Origin of the sequence: Methylobacterium sp. CCH5-D2 (genome assembly GCF_001556475.1) — a bacterium.
Lineage (GTDB): Bacteria > Pseudomonadota > Alphaproteobacteria > Rhizobiales > Beijerinckiaceae > Methylobacterium > Methylobacterium hispanicum.
In genome coordinates this window covers 1-17203 of record NZ_LSIX01000535.1, presented here as the reverse complement: position 1 = coordinate 17203, position 17203 = coordinate 1, and the positions used below count along the sequence as shown (strand labels likewise).

Below are 17203 nucleotides of genomic sequence, written 5' to 3'. Positions count from 1 at the left end.
ATCGGGCCCGGCCGCGGCGCCCACCCCGAGATGGGGGCGGCCGTGCGGGACCTCGTTCGCCGGGCCGGTCGAGGCCGGACCCGCGCGCGGGCCGCCGGGGGCTGGAATGCGTCGGAGGCCGCCTCGGCCCTCAGGTCATGCCAAGCGCCTGCATGTAGAGCTCTAGGATGGCCTCCTGCTCCTGCCGCTCGGAATGATCCTGCTTTCTGATCTTCAGGATGGCTCGGACGGCCTTCGCGTCGAAGCCGCGGCCTTTCAGCTCGGCAAACACGTCGCGGATATCCCCTTTCAGGCCCTCCGCCTCCTCGTTGAGGCGTTCGATCCTCTCGATGAACTGCCTGAGCTCGTCGGCGGCGACGCCTTCCGAGGAGGAGATGTCAGGACCTTTCGGCATCGAATGGGCGTTCATGAAAATCCTCGTCGGCGCTCGGGGCGCGCGCCCCCGCGATCACGGATCGCCCGGGGCCGTCCCATCCTGGCACTGACCCGAGTGGTAGACGAGCGACGTTACCGGAAGCTTGAGGCCGGCCCTCCGCGCCGGTGCCGGCCCTCCGCGCCGGTGCCGCCTCAGTGCTGCGGCGGGGTCTTGGCGAAGGCTGCCTGCTGCTCGGGGCTGGCCTCGGTCTGGTGGCGCGCCTTCCACTCGGCGTAGGGCATGCCGTAGACCTGCTCGCGGCTCTCGTCCTTCGAGAGCGGCACGCCGCGCTCGTCGGCCGCGTCCTTCAGCCAGTTCGACAGGCAGTTCCGGCAGAAGCCCGCGAGGTTCATCAGGTCGATGTTCTGCACGTCGGCGCGCCCGCGCAGGTGGCCGACGAGGCGGCGGAAGACGGCGGCCTCCAGCTCGGTCTGGGTCTTCGGGTCGATCTCGCTCATGGCGCCTTCCTGTGAGAGGTCTCCCCCTCAGGTCGGGGGAAGCCGCCCCGGCGTCAAGCGGCGCGGGCGGGCAGCAGCGGCGCGAGACAGCGGGCGAAGCGCTCGGCCCATTCCGCCTGCCCCGCCTCTCCGGCGATGAGATCCTGCCGGATCTCGACCAGCGCGTTCGGGAGGCCCCGGGCCGTGGCGTGGCGGTCGATCGTGTCGCCCGGCAGGCCGCCGCCGTAGGGCTCGTTGTCGCCGACGGTCAGCCCGGCCGGGTCGGCCCGCAGGGCGTCGATCAGCGGGCGGCTCAGGCGCTCGTCGCGGTCGTAAAGGATCCCGACCTGCCAGGGCCGGGCGACGCCCCGCCAGTAGGGCGTGAAGCTGTGGATCGTCACGATCGCCGGCGCGAGGCCGGCAGCCTCGGCCGCCGCCACGGCCGCGTCGATCGCGGCGTCGAACGGGTCGTAGAAGCGGGCGAGCCGGGCCGCCTTGCCGGCCGCGTCGATGCGGGCGTTGCCCGGCACGACGGCGCCGTCCGAGAGCCGCATCACCAGGGTCGGGTCGGAGCGGCCCCGGTTCGGGTCGATGATCAGGCGCGAGAAGTTCGTGAGGATCGCGGGCGCGCCGAGCAGCGCCGCGAGGCCGCGCGTGACCCCCGCCGCGCCGATGTCGTAGGCGATGTGCCGGCCGAACTCCGCCTCCGCCACGCCGAGCGCGATGTCGGGCGGCACGTGGTTCGAGGCGTGGTCGCAGGCGAGGATCAGGCCGCCGGCCGGATCCCCCGGGACGATCTCGACCGGGTGGGGTGTCGCGCTGTCGGTGCGGGTGGGGGCGTTCACGGGGCCGGTCGGTTCCTCGGATGGGGCGGGAGAGGATCGCGCAAGCTTGAGCCTTGCCGTCGGGCCCGGGCTCGGGCAAGCACGTATCAAGGATCGTGCGCCCCCGGCAAGAATCGGGCCCCGCCTGCCCCTCGCCTCGCGCGGCGCCGGGTCGGTGGAGAAGAGACCGCACGCGAGAGACGAACAGGCGAGGAGCCCCGCGATGACCGCCCCCACCGATCCGGCCGTGCAACAGGCCCGCACCCTGCTCGACCGCTTCCTCGCGGCCGGCATCGCGGCGGCCCATCCGGAGAAGTGTCTGCGCGCGCACCTGCCGCAGCCGGCGCCGGGGCGGCTGATCATCCTGGGCGCGGGCAAGGCCGGCGGCAGCATGGCGGCGGTGGCGAGCCGGTTCTACCGCGAGGAGCACGGGGTGCCCGAGGCGCGCATCCTCGGCCTCGCGGTCGCCCGCCACGGCTATGGGCAGGAGGCGCCCGGCATCCGCATGGTCGAGGCCGGCCACCCGGTGCCGGACGAGGCCGGCATCGCGGCGACCAGGGAGGCGCTGAGCATCGCCGCGCAAGCCGGGCCGGAGGACGAGGTGCTGGTCCTCCTCTCCGGCGGCGGCTCGGCCAACTGGATCGCCCCGGCCGGCGACCTCACACTCACCGAGAAGCAGGCCATCACCCGGGCGCTGCTGCGCTCCGGCGCGCCCATCGGCGAGATCAACACGGTGCGCAAGCACCTCTCGCGCATCAAGGGCGGGCGCCTCGCGCTCGCCGCCCGCAACGCCCGCTCGATCCTGACGCTCGCGATCTCCGACGTGCCCTTCGACGATCCGGCGGTGATCGCCTCGGGCCCGACCGTGCCGGACCCCTCGACCCTCGAACAGGCCCGCGCCATCTGCGAGCGGCGGGGCATCCCCCTGCCCGAGACGGCGGTTCGCCTCCTCAACGACCCGAACAACGAGACCCCGAAGGCGGGCGACCCGGCCTTCGCGCGGGCCGAGTACCGCATCATCGCCCGGCCGATCGACGCGCTGGAAGCGGCCGCCGCCGCCGCGCGCGAGGCGGGCTACGAGCCGGTGATGCTGGGCGCCGACCTCGAGGGCGAGGCGCGCGAGGTCGCGGCCGAGCACGCCGATCTTGCCCGCAAGGCGAAGGCCGAGGGGCGCCGGGTCGCGCTGATCTCCGGCGGTGAGCTGACCGTCACGATCCGGGGCGAGGGTCACGGCGGGCCGAACCAGGAATACGCGCTGGCGCTCGCCATAGCGCTCGACGGTGAGCCCGGCATCCGCGGCATCGCGGCCGACACCGACGGCACCGACGGCGGGCGTGGGGAGGCCACCGACCCGGCCGGCGGCCTCGTGGACGAGACGACGCTGGCGCGGGCGCGTGCCGCCGGCCTCGATCCGGCCGCGATGCTCGCCGACAACGACTCGACCCGCTTCTTCGAGACCCTCGGCGACCTCGTCCGCCCCGGCCCCACCCGCACCAATGTCAACGACTGCCGCATCATCCTCGTCGATTAGCTTTTTGGGACCCGTGCCGGCCTGTCTGCGTCGCGGTGCGGGGGGCCTCCTGCTGGCGACCTGCGGGCTGCTGCTCGCCGCCGTGCCCGCGTGGGCGGACCTGCGCCTGTGCAACCTCACGCCCAGCAAGGTCGGCATCGCGCTGGGCTACCGCGACCCGCAGGGCTGGGTGACGGAGGGCTGGTGGGACCTCGCGCCGAAGGGCTGCGAGACCCTGCTGCGCGGGTCGCTGGCGGCGCGCTTCTACTACGTGTTCGCGGTCGACTACACGCGGGGCGGCGAGTGGAGCGGGCGCTCGCTGATGTGCACCCGCGATTCCGAATTCACGATCCGGGGTGTCGAGGATTGCCTAGCCCGCGGCTACGACCGCAACGGCTTCTTCGAGGTCGATACCGGCGAGCAGAAGAGCTGGACGATCCAGCTCAGCGACCCGAACCAGCCGGTCGCGCCCCAACCCTGAGGCGCCGGAACGGTCCGGCCGGGTTGCGTGTTCCGGGGCACGCTCCATCCGGAAGATGATCCGTGCCCCCCAGCCTCCGCATCCTCGCCCTCTGCGCCCTCTGCCTCGCCCCCGTCCAGGGCACGTTCGCGCAGCAGGCCGCTCCGTCGGCGGATGCAGGCGTGGAGGTCGAGGATCCGCGGCCCGGCCCGCCCCCGCCGCTCCCCGATCTCGCCGACCCGAACGGACGTACGGCTGAGTCGCTCGGCGAGCCGGGCTCGGACTCCGGGATCCCGAAGGCCCTGCGCGGCTCGGCCGCCAAGGCGGGCGGCCCGGTCAACGACCTCAACCCGAGCGGACGGCCGGAGGAGCCGCCGCTCCCGAAGGCCGACCTCGCCGCGGTGCTGGCCGGGAAGGCCCTGTTCCACGGCAACTATTGCGGGGCTGGCCAGCAGGGCGAGGGATTGCCGCCGACCGACGCCCTCGACGCCGCCTGCCAGCGCCACGACGCCTGCTACGACGCGGCCGGCCACCGGTCCTGCGCCTGCGACGCGGTGCTCAAGCGCGAGGCAGCGGCCGTCTCCGAGCGGCCGGGCGTGTCGCGCCAGGTGCGCGAGCGGGCGCTGAGCGTCGTCGAGGCCGCCGATGCGATGAACTGCCAGCGGCCCTGAAGACGACCCCCCATCCGTCAGGCCTCGCAGGCGGAGGCGGTCGAGGGTCGGGCGGGCCCCGCTGGCCGTGCCGGGTCGCGGGTCTGCAGGGCGGGATCGGCCAGGGCGCCGGCTCGGTCGCCGTCGATCCTCAGTAGCACACCTTTCCGGTCTCGGTCTGACCGGTCGGAAGGCCCACGACGTTGACCTGCCCGATCTGGCGTGGACGCGTGAAGTTCGACCGCACCATGTTGATCCTGCCGACGATGCTCGATCCCAGCAGGGGGACGTAGCCGAAGGAGACATCGGAGACGATGAGATAGATCGGATGGGGAAGAGCCGATCCGTTCTGCAGCAGGGATTGCGGGATCTGGGACGCGGAGAAGCTCTGAGCGGCCGTGCCCGAAAGATTCACGGCGCAGGGTCGCAGGACGCCGTTGCTGGTGTAGCTCCAGCGCGTCTTGGCGATGCAGCAGGAACCGCTCGGACTGTTCGTGATGTCGATCGCGCTGATCGTCAATCCGAAATTGCTGATGTTCTTCGGGGCCATGATGGACTGGGCGCCGCTCGCGATCTCCGAGAGCTTGGATGCCGCGATCGCATCGGACGGTATCGGATAGGAGGAGGTCTGGTCCTGCGCCGGCTCCTGCGCGACGATGTTCGCAGTCATGTACGAGAGCGCATTCACCTTCTTGGCGGTGATCGATACGTCCGAGACGATGGCGGCTCCGATATAGATGAACAGGAGCACGGGGAAGATGAGGGCGAACTCGACCGTGATCGATCCCGCGCGGCTCGGCGCGAACGCGGCCCAGGCGTGGCGCGCGCGCATCCTCAGCACCCGGACGGGGGAACGTAGGATCCGAACGGCTCGATCATGAAGATCGCGGATCCCGACAGGATGCGGAACCATCCCGTGCGGTTGGGGACGTCGTTCGCCAGCCCGACCGACCGGTTGAAGATGTTGACCGGGAAGATGGTCGGCAGGGGATAGGTAACACGCATCACGACGGTCGTGCCCCCCTGCCCGGGGCAGAATTTATTGCTCGCACTCTTATAGACGTCGTTCGTCACATTGATCGCGTTCAAAGAAGAGGCTGGTCGAACATCGATGGCAAGACGGTTGCAATCGAAGTTCGACGGGATGAGCCTCTTCCCGTTGGAAGCGCACAGGTAGGTGTCTCTGAAGGAGACGGCATCATTGATCGATGTATTGTTCTGGATGGATCCGATCGCCATCGTGCGGGCGACCTGATCGACGGCCTCGGCGAGCGCCGCCTGCTGGAAATGCGTGTAGCCGACTTCGAGCGTAGCGAATACGATGCCCAGGAAGGGTGTTGCCAGCAGGCCGAATTCGACGGCGGATGTTCCCCGATTGTTGAAGAAGAAGCGTTTCAACAGTTTCGGGCGGCCTTTCCATCGCCAGGGCATGGGCTACACACAGATCTCGCGCACGATGTTGCGTGCGGCTGGAAAATGAGCCGGACTCATTTCAAAACTGTTTACGCCCTTCGGGTATCGATATCCGCCTGAACAGGCGCGGTATCGGAACAATCGATGGTCGAGTCTCGGGGATGTTTTGACAAACGGAAGTTGAATATTGCATTTCTGTCGCGCGGCGTGCGAGCGCTCGTGGGGCGTTTCGCGCGCGACGGCCGAGCTTCGCTCGCGATCAGCGCCGCCCTCATGATGGGGGCGATCCTGGGTCTCGCGGGGCTCTCGATCGATGTCACCCTGTTGTCGACGCTCCGGTCGCGGGTCCAGGCGGCCGTCGATGCCGCGACGGTCACTGGATCGCGCAACCTGCTGGATTACGTGGCCGTCAACGGCTTCGGCTCGGTCGGTCGGTACTATCCGACGATTCAGACCCAGACGGTGAACGCCATACAAGCCAATCTGCAGCTCGAGAAGAACCTTTCCAATATCGTGATCGGTCTACCGAGCGTGATCTACAATCAGAATTCCGGGACGGTTTCCGCCGGCGTCGATGCAACATACAATCCCATTTTCATGAAACTATTTGGCTTCAAGGCGATGCCGATCCGCGCATCGTCGACGTCCACATCGAAGAGTCTTATAAAATATTTCCAGATTGTTTTCTTGGTCGATGTCTCGCAGTCGATGGCTGTGGGAGGTACCGTTGCCGACATCAAGAAGACGAAGGACAGTTTTGGCTGTACGTTCGCGTGTCATCAATTAGGGGACGACACCTTGACGAAAGGGCGTATGCGGGGCATCGTGTTCAAGATGGATTACGCGAAGACTGCGATCGCGAATTTCTTATCGCAGATGCAATCCATCAGCGGATCGAATGCCAGCGCCTTCTACTCCGCCGCGATTTATACCTTCTCCGACAAGCTGCGAACGCTCATCGAGCCGACATCCATGCTGTCGGACGTGACGCGGGCCGCGGCGTGGCTGGATGTCGAGCTGCTGGCTACAGCCCCCTACAAGTCGGTGATCGGGCATACGAATATCACGGCGGCCTTGTCGAGCCTCGCCCAGACCTTGCCGAAGCTGGGAGGCGACGGGTCGTCCAGCACTTCTCCGCAGACGATCCTCGTTCTCATCACGGATGGCGCACAGGATCTGATCGGATCTGAACTATGGGCCGGCTACAGTGACGGGAACTGGGCGGATAGCTGCGCGGCATTCAAGGCGAAGAACGCGATCATTTATGCAATCAATACCTACTACTATCCGTATACCGACGATGGGGGGTACTACAATAAGTTTGTCAGCCCCTTCGCGAGCCAGATTCAGGCCGCGTTTCCGAAATGCGTGAGCGCGCCGTCCAATGCGATCCTGGCCTCGGACGGTCCGGGCATAACCGCGGCCGTCAACCGGCTCTTCCAGAAGATCACGAGCTCGATACGCGTCTCGAACTGAGGCGGTCGCGATGCCGACGGCCTCAGTTCGACACGGCGGCGGGCGAGGCGGGACGGCGTCCGAGGGGCGGCAGCCGATCCCGTCCGATCGCCGCCGCGCGAAGCCTGATCGAGGGCTGCCGCGATCGGCCGTCGCGCGTCGCGGCATCCGGCCGCGAGGCGCCCTCGAGCGCTGTAATTCCTCAACGAAGTTTGTCCTGATTTCGGGGGCCGCCCGAGGGACCTCCTCAATCGAATTTAACTCGACTCTCTTAGAACATTGCCCTTGCGTGCTGCTGCTCTCAAAGAACTTTGACTTTGATGACAATCGGCCTCTGCAGCCCTCCTAGTCGCGCGCTCATGCGTTCGGCACGATAGCACAACGTAGGGCTCTCCTGCGCTCCGATGAGGGGCGGAGCTTGGGGAGTTGGCGGGCTCCCATGAGGCTGCACTCACGCCAGCGTAAGGCCATCTGAGTGCAAGGGGACGCCAGGGACGGATTGCGGCACCCAGGGCGACCGGTTTCGACACCGCCACGGCCCGAACTTGCTCGCTGCGCCGGATCGATCGGGGCCTCGACATCTCCCGACGAGCTGGGTCGGCTTCAACCACAACGTCGAACCTTGTCGCGCATCCGCGGCGGGACCGCAGGCTCCGCGACGTCGTCCGGGACGCGGCCCCATGACAATTCGTTCGCACTTCGCCGGCCTGGTTGAGCAACCCAACCGCCGGGATGGGGGCCGCGCAAGAATGATCGGAGAAGCCGGGCGTGCCCCCCACCCTCCGGCGGGATAAATTCTCTAGAAAGCCTGTCCTGATTTTGGCGTGCGCTGAAGGCGCGCTCTCAACAAAGTTTGTCTCGATTGCCAGAGAAGGCTGAACTTCGTGGGGTTTGTCGCGATCAGGCCAGCGCGTCGCGGCTGCACGGAGGGCGTGAACGGGGCCTTCCGAACGCCTCTGGCAGCCCCCGTCTGGCCCGCCTCCGGTGACGGACGGGATGCGCTGGGTCGAACGCGCCTCCACGAGCGTCCGCGAGCCCAGGAGCCAGGCGCGGAAGCGATCTGTCGGCCGCGCTCGGTCGGGACAGGAGCCGTGACTGACCCCGCTTCACGAACCCGAAAAGGCCGTCGTGCCTGCGCCTGCGGGGGCGGGAACCGGAACTGGGGCCAGAATCGACCGGCGGGCGGGATCGACTTCGGGTGAAGCTGCCATCCCGATGGCTCTCGCGGGCCCGCCCTATCGGTCCGCCCCACTTTGCTTTCGGCAAGGCTGCAAGGACAATGCCGACGTGGCGGATTCGCGACGGCCGGAGCCGCAGAGGAAGACAGCACGTGCGCGTACAACCTCTTGACCTGACGACCGACGGTGACCCGCACCCGATCAAGAGGCTTGCCCGCCTTGCGCTGCCCGAACCGCTCCGTGAGGCGGATGTCGCAGAGGATTTCGACCGTTGGATACGCGACAACGTCCCGAGCGAGAGGGACCGGATCGGCATGTTCGACCGGTTCGGAACACCGCCGCTGACGCAGCGCGAGCACGCCTTGTTCACGCTGCTGTCGATCCTGGCGATCGAGCACGGCGCCTGGCCGCTGGAAGAAGGATGCGGTCGGGCAATCCGGTGCCTGGAGGAGATCCAACGCCACTGGGCGCCCTCCGACCCAGTATCCTCATACCTTCGAGGGAAGGCCGCCGCGTTCGTCGCCCAAGGCTTTCGATGCGCGCGCGGCGAACCCGGGCGCCTGTTGTCGTTCCTGAACGGCGCGCCGCTCCGGGTCTGCGGGGACGGTACGGCGGCGCTGGCCTTCGGCGTGACCGCGCCGGTCAGCGACCTCATCTTCGATTTCAGGGACGACGCCTTTGCGCTCCACAGCCTGCGTTCCATGGTCGAAGGCGACCGAACCGCGTTCGACGCCGCCGTCCTCGCTCAAGCGGAAATCCTTGCTCCCGCGATCGAACGGGGGGTAGCCCGCCTCTTCGAGCGCTGCGCACCGCCCCCGGGAGACTACCTCGCCGCCTTCCGGGACGTTCTGTCCGACGAGAGGTGGCTCCCAACGCTGCTCGGGAAGCTTGAGGGCCGTGCCGACCTGCGGGACAGGGTTGGCGGCATGCCAGCCGCTGCGGAATGGCTGCGGGCCATCGCCGGCGCACGCGCCTGGAAAGCCAACGACATCCGGCGTCTCGTTCGGCTCGAACCGCTCTTCGAGGACGATCCAGAGGCCTTCATGGCGGCAATCGTCTCGGGTGTCCGCGCCTTGGAGGGCTCGGAGCCGGCAAGCGCGGTGTTCGCTGCCTTGAGCCTCCTGCACCTCGCGCGCCGGCGTCGCGCGGTCCGCTCGGAGTTGGCCGACGCCGAGCGAGAGGAGGCCTTCGTCTTGGCGCTACGGGATCTTCCGTCAGGGGAAATGATCGTCCGTTTGCACGCCCAGCTTGCCGACCTGCCCATGGATATCCCAGGCGCCCGCGCCGTGTGGCGCCATTTGGGCAACGCGGAGAAGGGCCTGTGGCAGTGGCGGATCCGAGCGGTCGTCGGCGACGACCGAGCCCTGCGGCGCGGCTTGGCCGAGTTCCTTCTCGCCTGGATGTCGCAGGACGTCTACCGCGACGTCGAGCGCCTGGTCGTCGATCTCTTGCCGCCCGCGCAGGAACTGGACGTCCTCCGCACGCTGGCCCAATCGTGCGACCGGCTCACCTCGCTGCGCGCGGGTTGCCTCGCCCGAGAGATGACCTTCGGCCTGCCGGACTGAACGGTCTCACCAACCGGGCGCAAACGGGTCGCCCGGACTTCCCGCCTCGTCGCGGCGGTGCGCGGCATGACGCCTGGACGGAAAGGACGAGACCCGTCCGTCCCCGTACCCCAGGCTGGCGGTCGCATCGATGAAGTCGCGGAGCGCGAGCCTTCCCGTCCGGTCGATGGCGATGATGTCGGCCGCCAAGGGTTGCCTGCGGTCGTCCGAGAGAGCCTCGGCGGCGGTCTCGGCGTCCGGGAAGAGACGCCCCAACGACAGGTCGCGGCCGGAGGACATGGCGATGCTGACGAACGACGCGAAATCCCACCCGGGCGAGCGCTCGCCGCCATAGGCGTCGACCTGCCCGAAGGCCGGCGCCTGACCGTGGGCCCAGACATCGTGGAACACCTCGGTCGCCGGCATGACGGTCGTGATGAAGGCCCCCTTCCTCGCCCAGGCCGGGTAGAAGAGGTACCAGCCCATCCCGGTCGAGAGGAACGTGTCGAGCTGCCGTCCCTCGTTCCTCCCGACGTCGGTCAAGCCCGTCGCGGTCGCGTTCTTGGCTTGGAAGAGGACGATCCGGTACATCGGGCGCCCGAGGACGTGCACGCCGGCGACGACCGCGAGGTCCGCCGCGAGAAGATCCCGGCCCTCCAGCATGGAGGCGGTGCCGAGGTCGAGCGTGTATGTTTCCGGCAGGCCGGCTCCCGCCTCGTCCATGGCCGGGATCACACGGTGCTCGACCGCGCTTTGGATGTAATGGAGCACCGCTTCCGTCTTGAGCGGCTCGGGCTTGCAGCGTCCGCGACGGAGGGCGACTTCCAAGCCGTACTGCAGGGCCGTGAACAGAATGGCCTGAACCGGGTCGGCCCAGTATCTGGGCGACATCGCGAGCAGCTGTGCGACGAGATGGTGCCGCCCTTCCTCCGCGGCTCGATCCGGATCGAACGCTCCCGCCCCGAGGCCGAGCGTCGGGGCAAGTTGACGCCAGCCGACGCCACGCGACGTCACTTCGCCGGTCGATGCCATCGCTCCCAGGCCTCGCCGGGTGTCCTCGGCCAGGCTCGGCCGGACGCCACCGGCGTACAACCGCTCCAGGGCTGCCAGGAGGACGCCCCGCTGCCGCGGGCTCAACCTCGCGGGTAGGGATGCGATGCCGGCGAGCTTCCCAAGGGCGACCGTGGTGCGCAGGCGGCCGAATGCCCGGATGACCGGGTGGTCGGTTTGCCATGCGTCTGATTTGTCCCAGTCGTGGAAATCGGCAGCCATCGCGTCGCTCTCAGTGAGGCGCGAGGGGATAGCCGACCCGGTCCCTGCGGGCCAGGGATTGCCGCGCAACTTCCCCGAGGGATGCCCCGAGGCGTCGGCTCCCAAGGGCGGGCATCCCGTCGGTCCGCGGTGACCATCAAGCCCTGCGCGGGCTCCATGGCGGCGCGCTCGCACGATGGAGTGCGCCCTGTTTGGATAGGTGACGAGCCGGTGCACGTGGCCATCCTCGCCCGGCACTCGACAGCGAGAGAAGCTCGACGCCGTCCCGTTCGCCGAACCGGGTCACCTCGGCTGGCACATCAGCGTCGCGCAGCTCACCCCTGAAAGTGCGCGCGTGCCGATGCCGCAACCGGCCGATCGGGCGGTCGTCGCGGAAAGGGCTCATGCCCGCACTCGACCCACCTCATCGGGCGGTGTCAGGCGCCGGCGTCGCCGCCCGGATGCCCGACCATGCACCCGGCGCACCAGACCGAATTCCTCTCGGCAAGCGAGCCTCGCTATGCGCATCCACGGCGCGCCAACTCGCCGCGGTAGCCGCCGGCATATTGGCCCTTGCCATCCGGCCTGCAGCGGCTCCGAACATCGCTCCTTCGCTGTGTCGGCAGAAGGCTCCCGGTCGGGGTGCTGACCGACACTCCCAGACGCCGCTCCATCCCCGCACGCGGGCCCCCTGCCTGTTGCCCACTGGCATTGTACGGGGCACCCCCTTGCGCGAGGGCCGACGCGTAAAGAGCGGCGCTCGCAGCAGCGGCAAACAGGATCGTTTTCATATTCACCTCCGCAATCGACGATGGGGCGCGTACGTCTCGCCGTTTTCTTTGGATTTCGTCCCGCGGATCGCGGTGGTTACACGTCCGCGGATGTCCATGGCTTGTGACCGCGCGTGGCGTCCGATGCCGTGGGCGTTCCGCCGCTCCCGAGCGAGGCGGAGCGATGATGCCGGACGAAGCGACGGTAGCGGTCGATCAGCCCGGCCCTTGGCTTCGCCCCCCGTCCGCGCCTTCGCCACCACGGTGGCGGCTCTACGATCGCCAGGCCAGCGCTCTCGCCCACTGGGCGGGGCTCGCCGCCCGGGGCTTGGAACGGCCGATCCGGCGTGGGCCGGCGGGCCAAGCTATCGCGAAAGCTTGTCCCGATTTCCGGCCTCGCCGAAGGAACGCTCTCAACACAATTTGTCCTGACTTCCCGGGAAGCCTGTCCTTCGAGCGAGCCCGGCTGCCGGACCATGTCTGGGCGTGGCCCGCGGACGGGCGACGCTCGATGGGCGTGGACGTCCTATCAGCTCCGGCGCCGCCCCTTCCCGGGAGGGCCGACCCGGACGGCCTGCCGTGACCGGCCCCGCTCGGCGCCCGCCCCGAGGTCCGCCCCGGAGCCCGGCGAAGGGCCCGCCTGCCGTCGGCTCTTCCGCCTCATCCGCCGGCGTCGCGGCACTTCGCGCCGTGCCGCCGAGATCGGCCTCGACACCACCTCGCTCAGGGGCCGCCCGACGCTCCGGGCGCCTCGCCGCCCGGAGCGCGCCGCCCCGGAAAACGGTCCCGCGGGCCCGAGCGATCACGGCGTCGGCAGGTCACCCCGCCGCGTTCCGGCCCCAGAGGTGCTCGGCCGCCGCGTCCGATTCGGGCTTGGAGCAGAACTCGCAGTGCGGATCGCGCGCCCGCCGCAGCCGGCGCCGCCCGATGGGGGCCTTCCAGGGATCGACGGCCCAATAGTTGGTCGCCGCCGCCCCCGCGTTCGAGCGCAGAAGTTCGACCACCAGCAAGGCGCCGGCCATGCTCGACACGAACGCGAACGGGGCGAGCACCTGCCTGCCTTCCGGTGTCAGCAGTGTCTGTGCGGCGCAGAGCTGCTTGAAGAGGCTGTCATAGGCCGTGCCCACGATCCCCGCGGGATCGATCTGGGGATGGGCCCGATGGATCCGCCCGGCGGCCTCGGCCGAGATGAAACCCTCCCTGACCGCGGCGAGGTCGACGCCCAGCCCATCCGCGATCGAGCGCTCCCGCGCGTGCTCGTCGGGAACGTGACGGTAGATGCAGGCCATGCAGGCATCCTGCGTGGGCTGCCGGTGCGAGTGCACGACGACGCCGCGCACGTCGGTCGTGGACGCGTCGAGGACCCGGCCCGGAAGCTCCTTCTGGATCCCGCGCCGCGCGCGCCTGCTGTCGACCGTGACGATGGCCGTGGCGGGCGGCCCCGCGGATTTGCAATAGGCCGAGAAGTCCTGGACGAGTGGTTCGAACGCGAGCTCGGGGAAGTCGGCCGCGGCGCGCTCGGCGAGCGCGACGGCCTTGTCGCGGCCGACATCCTCGTCGCCCAGGTAGAGGCAGCGGTTGGGATTGCCTGAGCCTACCGTTTTCGGGTCGACGATGCGGAGGCGGCCGACGGCGCGCAGGTGGCGCAGGGCGCGAACGAAGCCGTGGGCCACGGCGCCGGCGCCGACGAGCACGGCGTCCGAGAGATCGACGGTCGTCGCGAGCGCCGCGTCCGGCACGCCGAGCTGGTCGAAGTCCAGCCGGAGCGGGTAGGCGACGGCCGGAAGTGCCGGGTCGTCGAGCAGCATCCGCAGGGTCGCGGCGGCCGCCGGGCATGCGGCGACGGCGGCCAGCAGGGGATGGGGCGGCGGGCCGCCCGTCCGCCCGACGGGGCGGACATCGACGGTGGCGCCGCCGGCGTCGATGGCGGCGTGCAGCCGGGGCAGGTCCGTCCGCGCGGCCGCCTCGCCGATGACGAGTTCGAGCTGCGCCTCCTCGGCCGGCGAGGTCACCACGCCGACGGTCCGCGCGAGCAGGGCCGCCACTTCCGCCGCCCAGGCGGCGTCCGCGCCGCCGGGAGGAGCGGTGACCAGAACCGCCCGGTTGAGGCGCTCGGACGCGTCGTCCTCGTCGCTTCCGAGGATGGCGGCCAGCATCCGGGCGTTCTCTTGGGCGGGCGTGATCATGGCGTCACCTCGATGCGGATGCGCTCGCCCGGCCGGCGCACATGCTCCCACAGTCCAGCGTCCGAGAGCTCGTAGACCATCGCCTCCTCCAGGAAGGTCCCGGGCGTCGCCGTCGCGGCGAAGCGCGGCAGCACCAGGGAGAGGGCCCCGCGATGCCGGACGATGGCCCAGGCGTCGTCCGCCTCGGAATGGAACGCCCTGCCCGGATGGGTATGGACCTGGGCGACGATCTTGAGACGGTGGGCGCGAAGGTGCCCCATCAGCGCGCGCATGCTCGCGGGCGGCAGGTGGAAGTAGTCCTCGGCGGTGGCCTGCTCGGGTTCGTAGACCTCCTGCACGGGCGTCGGCGCCGCCGAGGCCGAGCGCGCGAGCCAGAGCACGGCGCGCTCCTCGCCGCGCCGCCCCCCGACGCGGAGGCGGTCGAGGGTTTCCGCGAGGATGGCGGCGGTGCAAGCGACGGCTGTCATCCGACCGCCCTCTTCCAGCAGCGCCAGATCTGGTCGAGGATGCCGAGCAGATCCAGGCCGGACTGGCCGCGGTAACCGTCCCACCGCTCGCCGACATGGCTGAAGTGGGTGTGGTACTCGCGCGTTCCGCGCATGCAGACGAACATGCGGCCGGTCACGGGATGGGGACTGGGGTGGAAGATGCCGCCGGCCCCGGGGGGAGCCTGCGAGAGGTGTTGCCCGGCGGCGTCGAGCAGTTCGACCGACGGGGGGAGGTCGTCCCAATCGACGCAGGTGAAACGGAGCCTCAGGGGCGCGGCGGTCGGATGCCCGAGGATCACGTCGAGCACGGGATACTCCGCCTGAAGGACCGTCCAGTTGCGGTGGGCCGCGGTTCGGGAATCGAGGCGGCGCACGTCGCGCTCGAACGCGGCCCGGGAGAGCAGCTCAAGCACGGGCGCCCCCACCGCCCTCGCGGGGCCCCCACTCGATCTCGACCTCGCCGGAGAGCCCGTTCCCGGCAAAGGAGGCGGACGGATCGATGTCGCGGTTGCCGACGGTCGTGATCCACGTCGCGGTGTCGCCGAGCTCCAGCTTGCGCGCGGCGCGGACCAGCACGTCCGCGACCGGCGTCGTCGCGGGAACCCGCACCGCCCCCTCGGCCGGGAAAACGCCGCTCGTGGTGAACACGGTCACCAGCACGAAGTCCGGCCGTTGCGCGCGCCGCGAGACGATGTGCTCGACGCCGCGAGTCTCGAACGACACCGCGCCGCCGGGCCGCAGGATCTTGTCGGGCTCGTCCTCGCGCTCCAGCACGAGGTCGTGGCCTGCCGGGACGTGCAGGATGGCGAGGAGCTCGTCGACCTCGATCCGGCCGTCACCCCAGACCTGGCCGACCTCGTCCACCGTGAAGGAGAAGCTGCGGTCGCTGCGGAAGCCGCGAAACGCGCCGCCTTCCTCGGCGACGAGGTCGACCTTGTCGTCCGTGCCCACGAGGTGGGTGCGGCCGCCCCGGACCAGGATGAGCTGGTGCTCGCTCGCGGGCAAGAGGCCGGCCCTGGTGAGGACCTCACGCCCGGTGACCTCGCCGTCGTCGAAGCGAACCGGGGCGCCGTTCACCGGGAACACGAAGCTGCGGGCCCGCGCGTTATCCATAACCTTCATCCTCGTCTCCACCTGCTGGCGCGCGCCGACGTTCCCGTACACACTCTTGACGGACGACGGCCTTGGACTAAAAGACGCTTTCAGTCTCGGCTGGGACTGTATGTATCTGGACTAGGTCGGCCGTCAAGTCCGATTCTGGACCAGGGAGGGGTTGATGACGAATTCTGCCCACGGCGCCCGGAACGAGGCTGGGTCGTCGCGGCTCCCTGTGGAGCTCGAAGCGTTCTTCGCGATGGCCGACAGGTGGCACCTGAGCGCCGACGAGCAGATCGCGCTTCTCGGTTCGCCGGCGCGGTCGACGTTTTTCAAGTGGAAGAAGGAAGGGGGCAGCATCCCGCCGGACACGACGGAGCGGGTGTCTCACCTTCTCTCGATCTGGAAGGCGCTGCGCATCCTGTTTACCGTAGACGAGCGTGGGGACGAGTGGATCAGGGCGCCGAACGAGTATTTCGATGGGGCGAGCGCGCTCGACGTCATGCTCTCGGGGAAATTCGCGGACTTGTACAAGGTCCGCATCTACCTGGATGCTCAGCGTGGCGGCTGAAGATTTTTCCCTGACGACGTGGAAGGGTGACGCGTTCCGCTTGATCCCGTCCCGGTTTCCGCCCGTGTCCGTCTATGACGGGCTCGTGGCCGACGGCAGGGTCGAGGCCCTCGTCGCGGTCGAGGACATCACGAACCCGCGCCTCCGCTCGATTGACCGCCTCGCGCGGCTCCGACCCGGGGTCCCGGCCGATGCCCCGAGGCTGCAGAACTGGAACCACGCGCCCTTCGCCTACGGCAACCCGGAGGGCAGCCGCTTCTTCGATCACCTGAGGCCGTGCCTGGAACTGGCTGCGGACCGCCAGACCGCGCTCGCCGTGTCGGTGGCGCGTCGCGAGAGGTTTCTCGCCCGGACCCGTGAGGCGCCCATCGGCCTCGACATGCGCATGCTGCGGACGCCGGCCGAGGGACGCTTCGTGGACCTTCGCCACGTCCCGGCCGATCTCGACGCGAAGGCGTGCCGCGAGATCGGCGCCCGCGTATCCTCCGAGGCCGACGGGGTTCTCTACCACCCTCCCGAGCGCTCAAGCGCGACGTGCCTGGCCGTGCTCAGGGCAAGCGTGCTCGGCCGCTCGATCCAGACGGTGCACTACCGGTACGTCTGGACCGGCCGCCGCATCGCCCTCCTCTACGCGTTCGACGACGAGGGGCGCGAGGTCAGGCCAGAGACCCTGGGCGGCGAGGAGGACGTGCTCGCCGCCTGAGCTCCGCCGCGCCTCAGCGCAGCTCGCCTGCCGCCCAACCGTCCAGGCGGACGAACTCGTGGAACGTGCAGCCGCGAGCCTGGCAGACGACGCTCGGCAGGACCCGGCCCTCCGCCGTGACCGTGTGGTCCTTCAGCACGAGCGCGTGACCCTGCGAGCAGGTCATCTCGGCCTTGAAGCGCCTCACCGTCGACGGGTGGCAGGCCTTCCAGTGCAGCGGCGGCGGCCTGTCCCCACCGCCGTAGCGGCGGAT

The 17203-nt window shown here is 69.4% G+C and carries 18 protein-coding genes; 7 read left to right on the top strand and 11 right to left on the bottom strand.

Features of this window, described 5'->3' with window-relative positions; genetic code table 11:
• Positions 1-130: 130 nt before the first annotated feature.
• From AX737_RS13710 to AX737_RS13700, 3 genes are all read right to left on the bottom strand, one after another.
• Positions 131-394, bottom strand: a complete 264-nt coding sequence (locus tag AX737_RS13710) for a DUF2312 domain-containing protein (protein WP_238231847.1) — start codon at positions 392-394, stop codon at positions 131-133.
• 173 nt (positions 395-567) lie between these two features.
• The gene (locus AX737_RS13705) at positions 568-873 is read right to left on the bottom strand and encodes a DUF1244 domain-containing protein (RefSeq protein WP_066922183.1); all 306 of its coding nucleotides are present in this window, start codon (positions 871-873) and stop codon (positions 568-570) included.
• Positions 874-926: 53 nt separating this feature from the next.
• Positions 927-1697, bottom strand: coding sequence for an N-formylglutamate amidohydrolase (locus AX737_RS13700; RefSeq protein ID WP_066922181.1), 771 nt, complete (start codon positions 1695-1697; stop codon positions 927-929).
• Between the two features lie 202 nt (positions 1698-1899).
• Between AX737_RS13700 and AX737_RS13695 the strand changes: the two genes are divergently transcribed.
• The 3 genes from AX737_RS13695 to AX737_RS13685 all read left to right on the top strand — a co-directional run bounded on the left by AX737_RS13695 (position 1900) and on the right by AX737_RS13685 (position 4317).
• Positions 1900-3207, top strand: a complete 1308-nt coding sequence (locus AX737_RS13695; RefSeq protein ID WP_066922179.1) for a glycerate kinase — start codon at positions 1900-1902, stop codon at positions 3205-3207.
• Between the two features lie 13 nt (positions 3208-3220).
• A complete protein-coding gene (locus AX737_RS13690; protein ID WP_066922177.1) occupies positions 3221-3667 on the top strand; it encodes a DUF1036 domain-containing protein in 447 nt (148 codons plus the stop codon).
• Between the two features lie 161 nt (positions 3668-3828).
• Positions 3829-4317, top strand: a complete 489-nt coding sequence (locus AX737_RS13685; protein ID WP_238231849.1) for a phospholipase A2 family protein — start codon at positions 3829-3831, stop codon at positions 4315-4317.
• A 130-nt stretch (positions 4318-4447) separates the two neighbouring features.
• Here the strand turns inward: AX737_RS13685 and AX737_RS13680 are convergent, their stop codons facing one another.
• Positions 4448-5128, bottom strand: coding sequence for a TadE/TadG family type IV pilus assembly protein (locus tag AX737_RS13680; RefSeq protein WP_066922173.1), 681 nt, complete (start codon positions 5126-5128; stop codon positions 4448-4450).
• Positions 5129-5130: 2 nt separating this feature from the next.
• Positions 5131-5694, bottom strand: a complete 564-nt coding sequence (locus tag AX737_RS13675; RefSeq protein ID WP_066922171.1) for a TadE/TadG family type IV pilus assembly protein — start codon at positions 5692-5694, stop codon at positions 5131-5133.
• 159 nt (positions 5695-5853) lie between these two features.
• Between AX737_RS13675 and AX737_RS13670 the strand changes: the two genes are divergently transcribed.
• Both AX737_RS13670 and AX737_RS13665 read left to right on the top strand, forming a co-directional pair.
• Entirely contained in the window at positions 5854-7185 is a 1332-nt protein-coding gene (locus AX737_RS13670; RefSeq protein ID WP_082773032.1) for a VWA domain-containing protein, read from the top strand.
• A gap of 1309 nt (positions 7186-8494) precedes the next feature.
• A complete protein-coding gene (locus tag AX737_RS13665) occupies positions 8495-9907 on the top strand; it encodes a hypothetical protein (RefSeq protein WP_066922167.1) in 1413 nt (470 codons plus the stop codon).
• A gap of 6 nt (positions 9908-9913) precedes the next feature.
• On the opposite strand, the gene AX737_RS13660 is transcribed toward AX737_RS13665, so the two are convergent.
• The 5 genes from AX737_RS13660 to AX737_RS13640 all read right to left on the bottom strand — a co-directional run bounded on the left by AX737_RS13660 (position 9914) and on the right by AX737_RS13640 (position 15703).
• Complete coding sequence (locus AX737_RS13660; RefSeq protein WP_066922165.1) at positions 9914-11158, bottom strand: hypothetical protein; 1245 nt, start codon at positions 11156-11158, stop codon at positions 9914-9916.
• A 1567-nt stretch (positions 11159-12725) separates the two neighbouring features.
• Positions 12726-14093, bottom strand: coding sequence for a ThiF family adenylyltransferase (locus tag AX737_RS13655; RefSeq protein ID WP_012753009.1), 1368 nt, complete (start codon positions 14091-14093; stop codon positions 12726-12728).
• The gene (locus tag AX737_RS13650; protein WP_009865918.1) at positions 14090-14560 is read right to left on the bottom strand and encodes a Mov34/MPN/PAD-1 family protein; all 471 of its coding nucleotides are present in this window, start codon (positions 14558-14560) and stop codon (positions 14090-14092) included. Before AX737_RS13650 ends, AX737_RS13655 begins: the two co-directional genes overlap by 4 nt.
• Positions 14557-14994 (bottom strand): putative metal-binding protein, encoded by a 438-nt coding sequence (locus tag AX737_RS13645; protein ID WP_043766874.1) that lies wholly within the window; start codon positions 14992-14994, stop codon positions 14557-14559. The genes AX737_RS13650 and AX737_RS13645 overlap by 4 nt, the downstream gene beginning before the upstream one ends.
• On the bottom strand, positions 14987-15703 hold the full coding sequence (locus tag AX737_RS13640) for a multiubiquitin domain-containing protein (protein WP_066922163.1): 717 nt from the start codon (positions 15701-15703) through the stop codon (positions 14987-14989). The genes AX737_RS13645 and AX737_RS13640 overlap by 8 nt, the downstream gene beginning before the upstream one ends.
• 154 nt (positions 15704-15857) lie before the next feature.
• Here AX737_RS13640 and AX737_RS13635 point away from each other — a divergent pair, with 154 nt between their 5' ends.
• Together AX737_RS13635 and AX737_RS13630 are read left to right on the top strand one after the other, a co-directional pair.
• Positions 15858-16247 carry an antitoxin Xre-like helix-turn-helix domain-containing protein gene (locus AX737_RS13635; RefSeq protein WP_012753006.1) on the top strand — a complete coding sequence of 130 codons (390 nt, stop codon included), beginning with the start codon at positions 15858-15860 and terminating at the stop codon, positions 16245-16247.
• Between the two features lie 64 nt (positions 16248-16311).
• Positions 16312-16950: an RES family NAD+ phosphorylase gene (locus AX737_RS13630; protein ID WP_238231842.1), complete on the top strand. Its 639-nt coding sequence runs from the start codon at positions 16312-16314 to the stop codon at positions 16948-16950.
• Between the two features lie 13 nt (positions 16951-16963).
• Here the strand turns inward: AX737_RS13630 and AX737_RS34385 are convergent.
• On the bottom strand, positions 16964-17203 hold a 240-nt coding region (locus AX737_RS34385), incomplete at its 5' end, for a hypothetical protein (protein ID WP_066922161.1).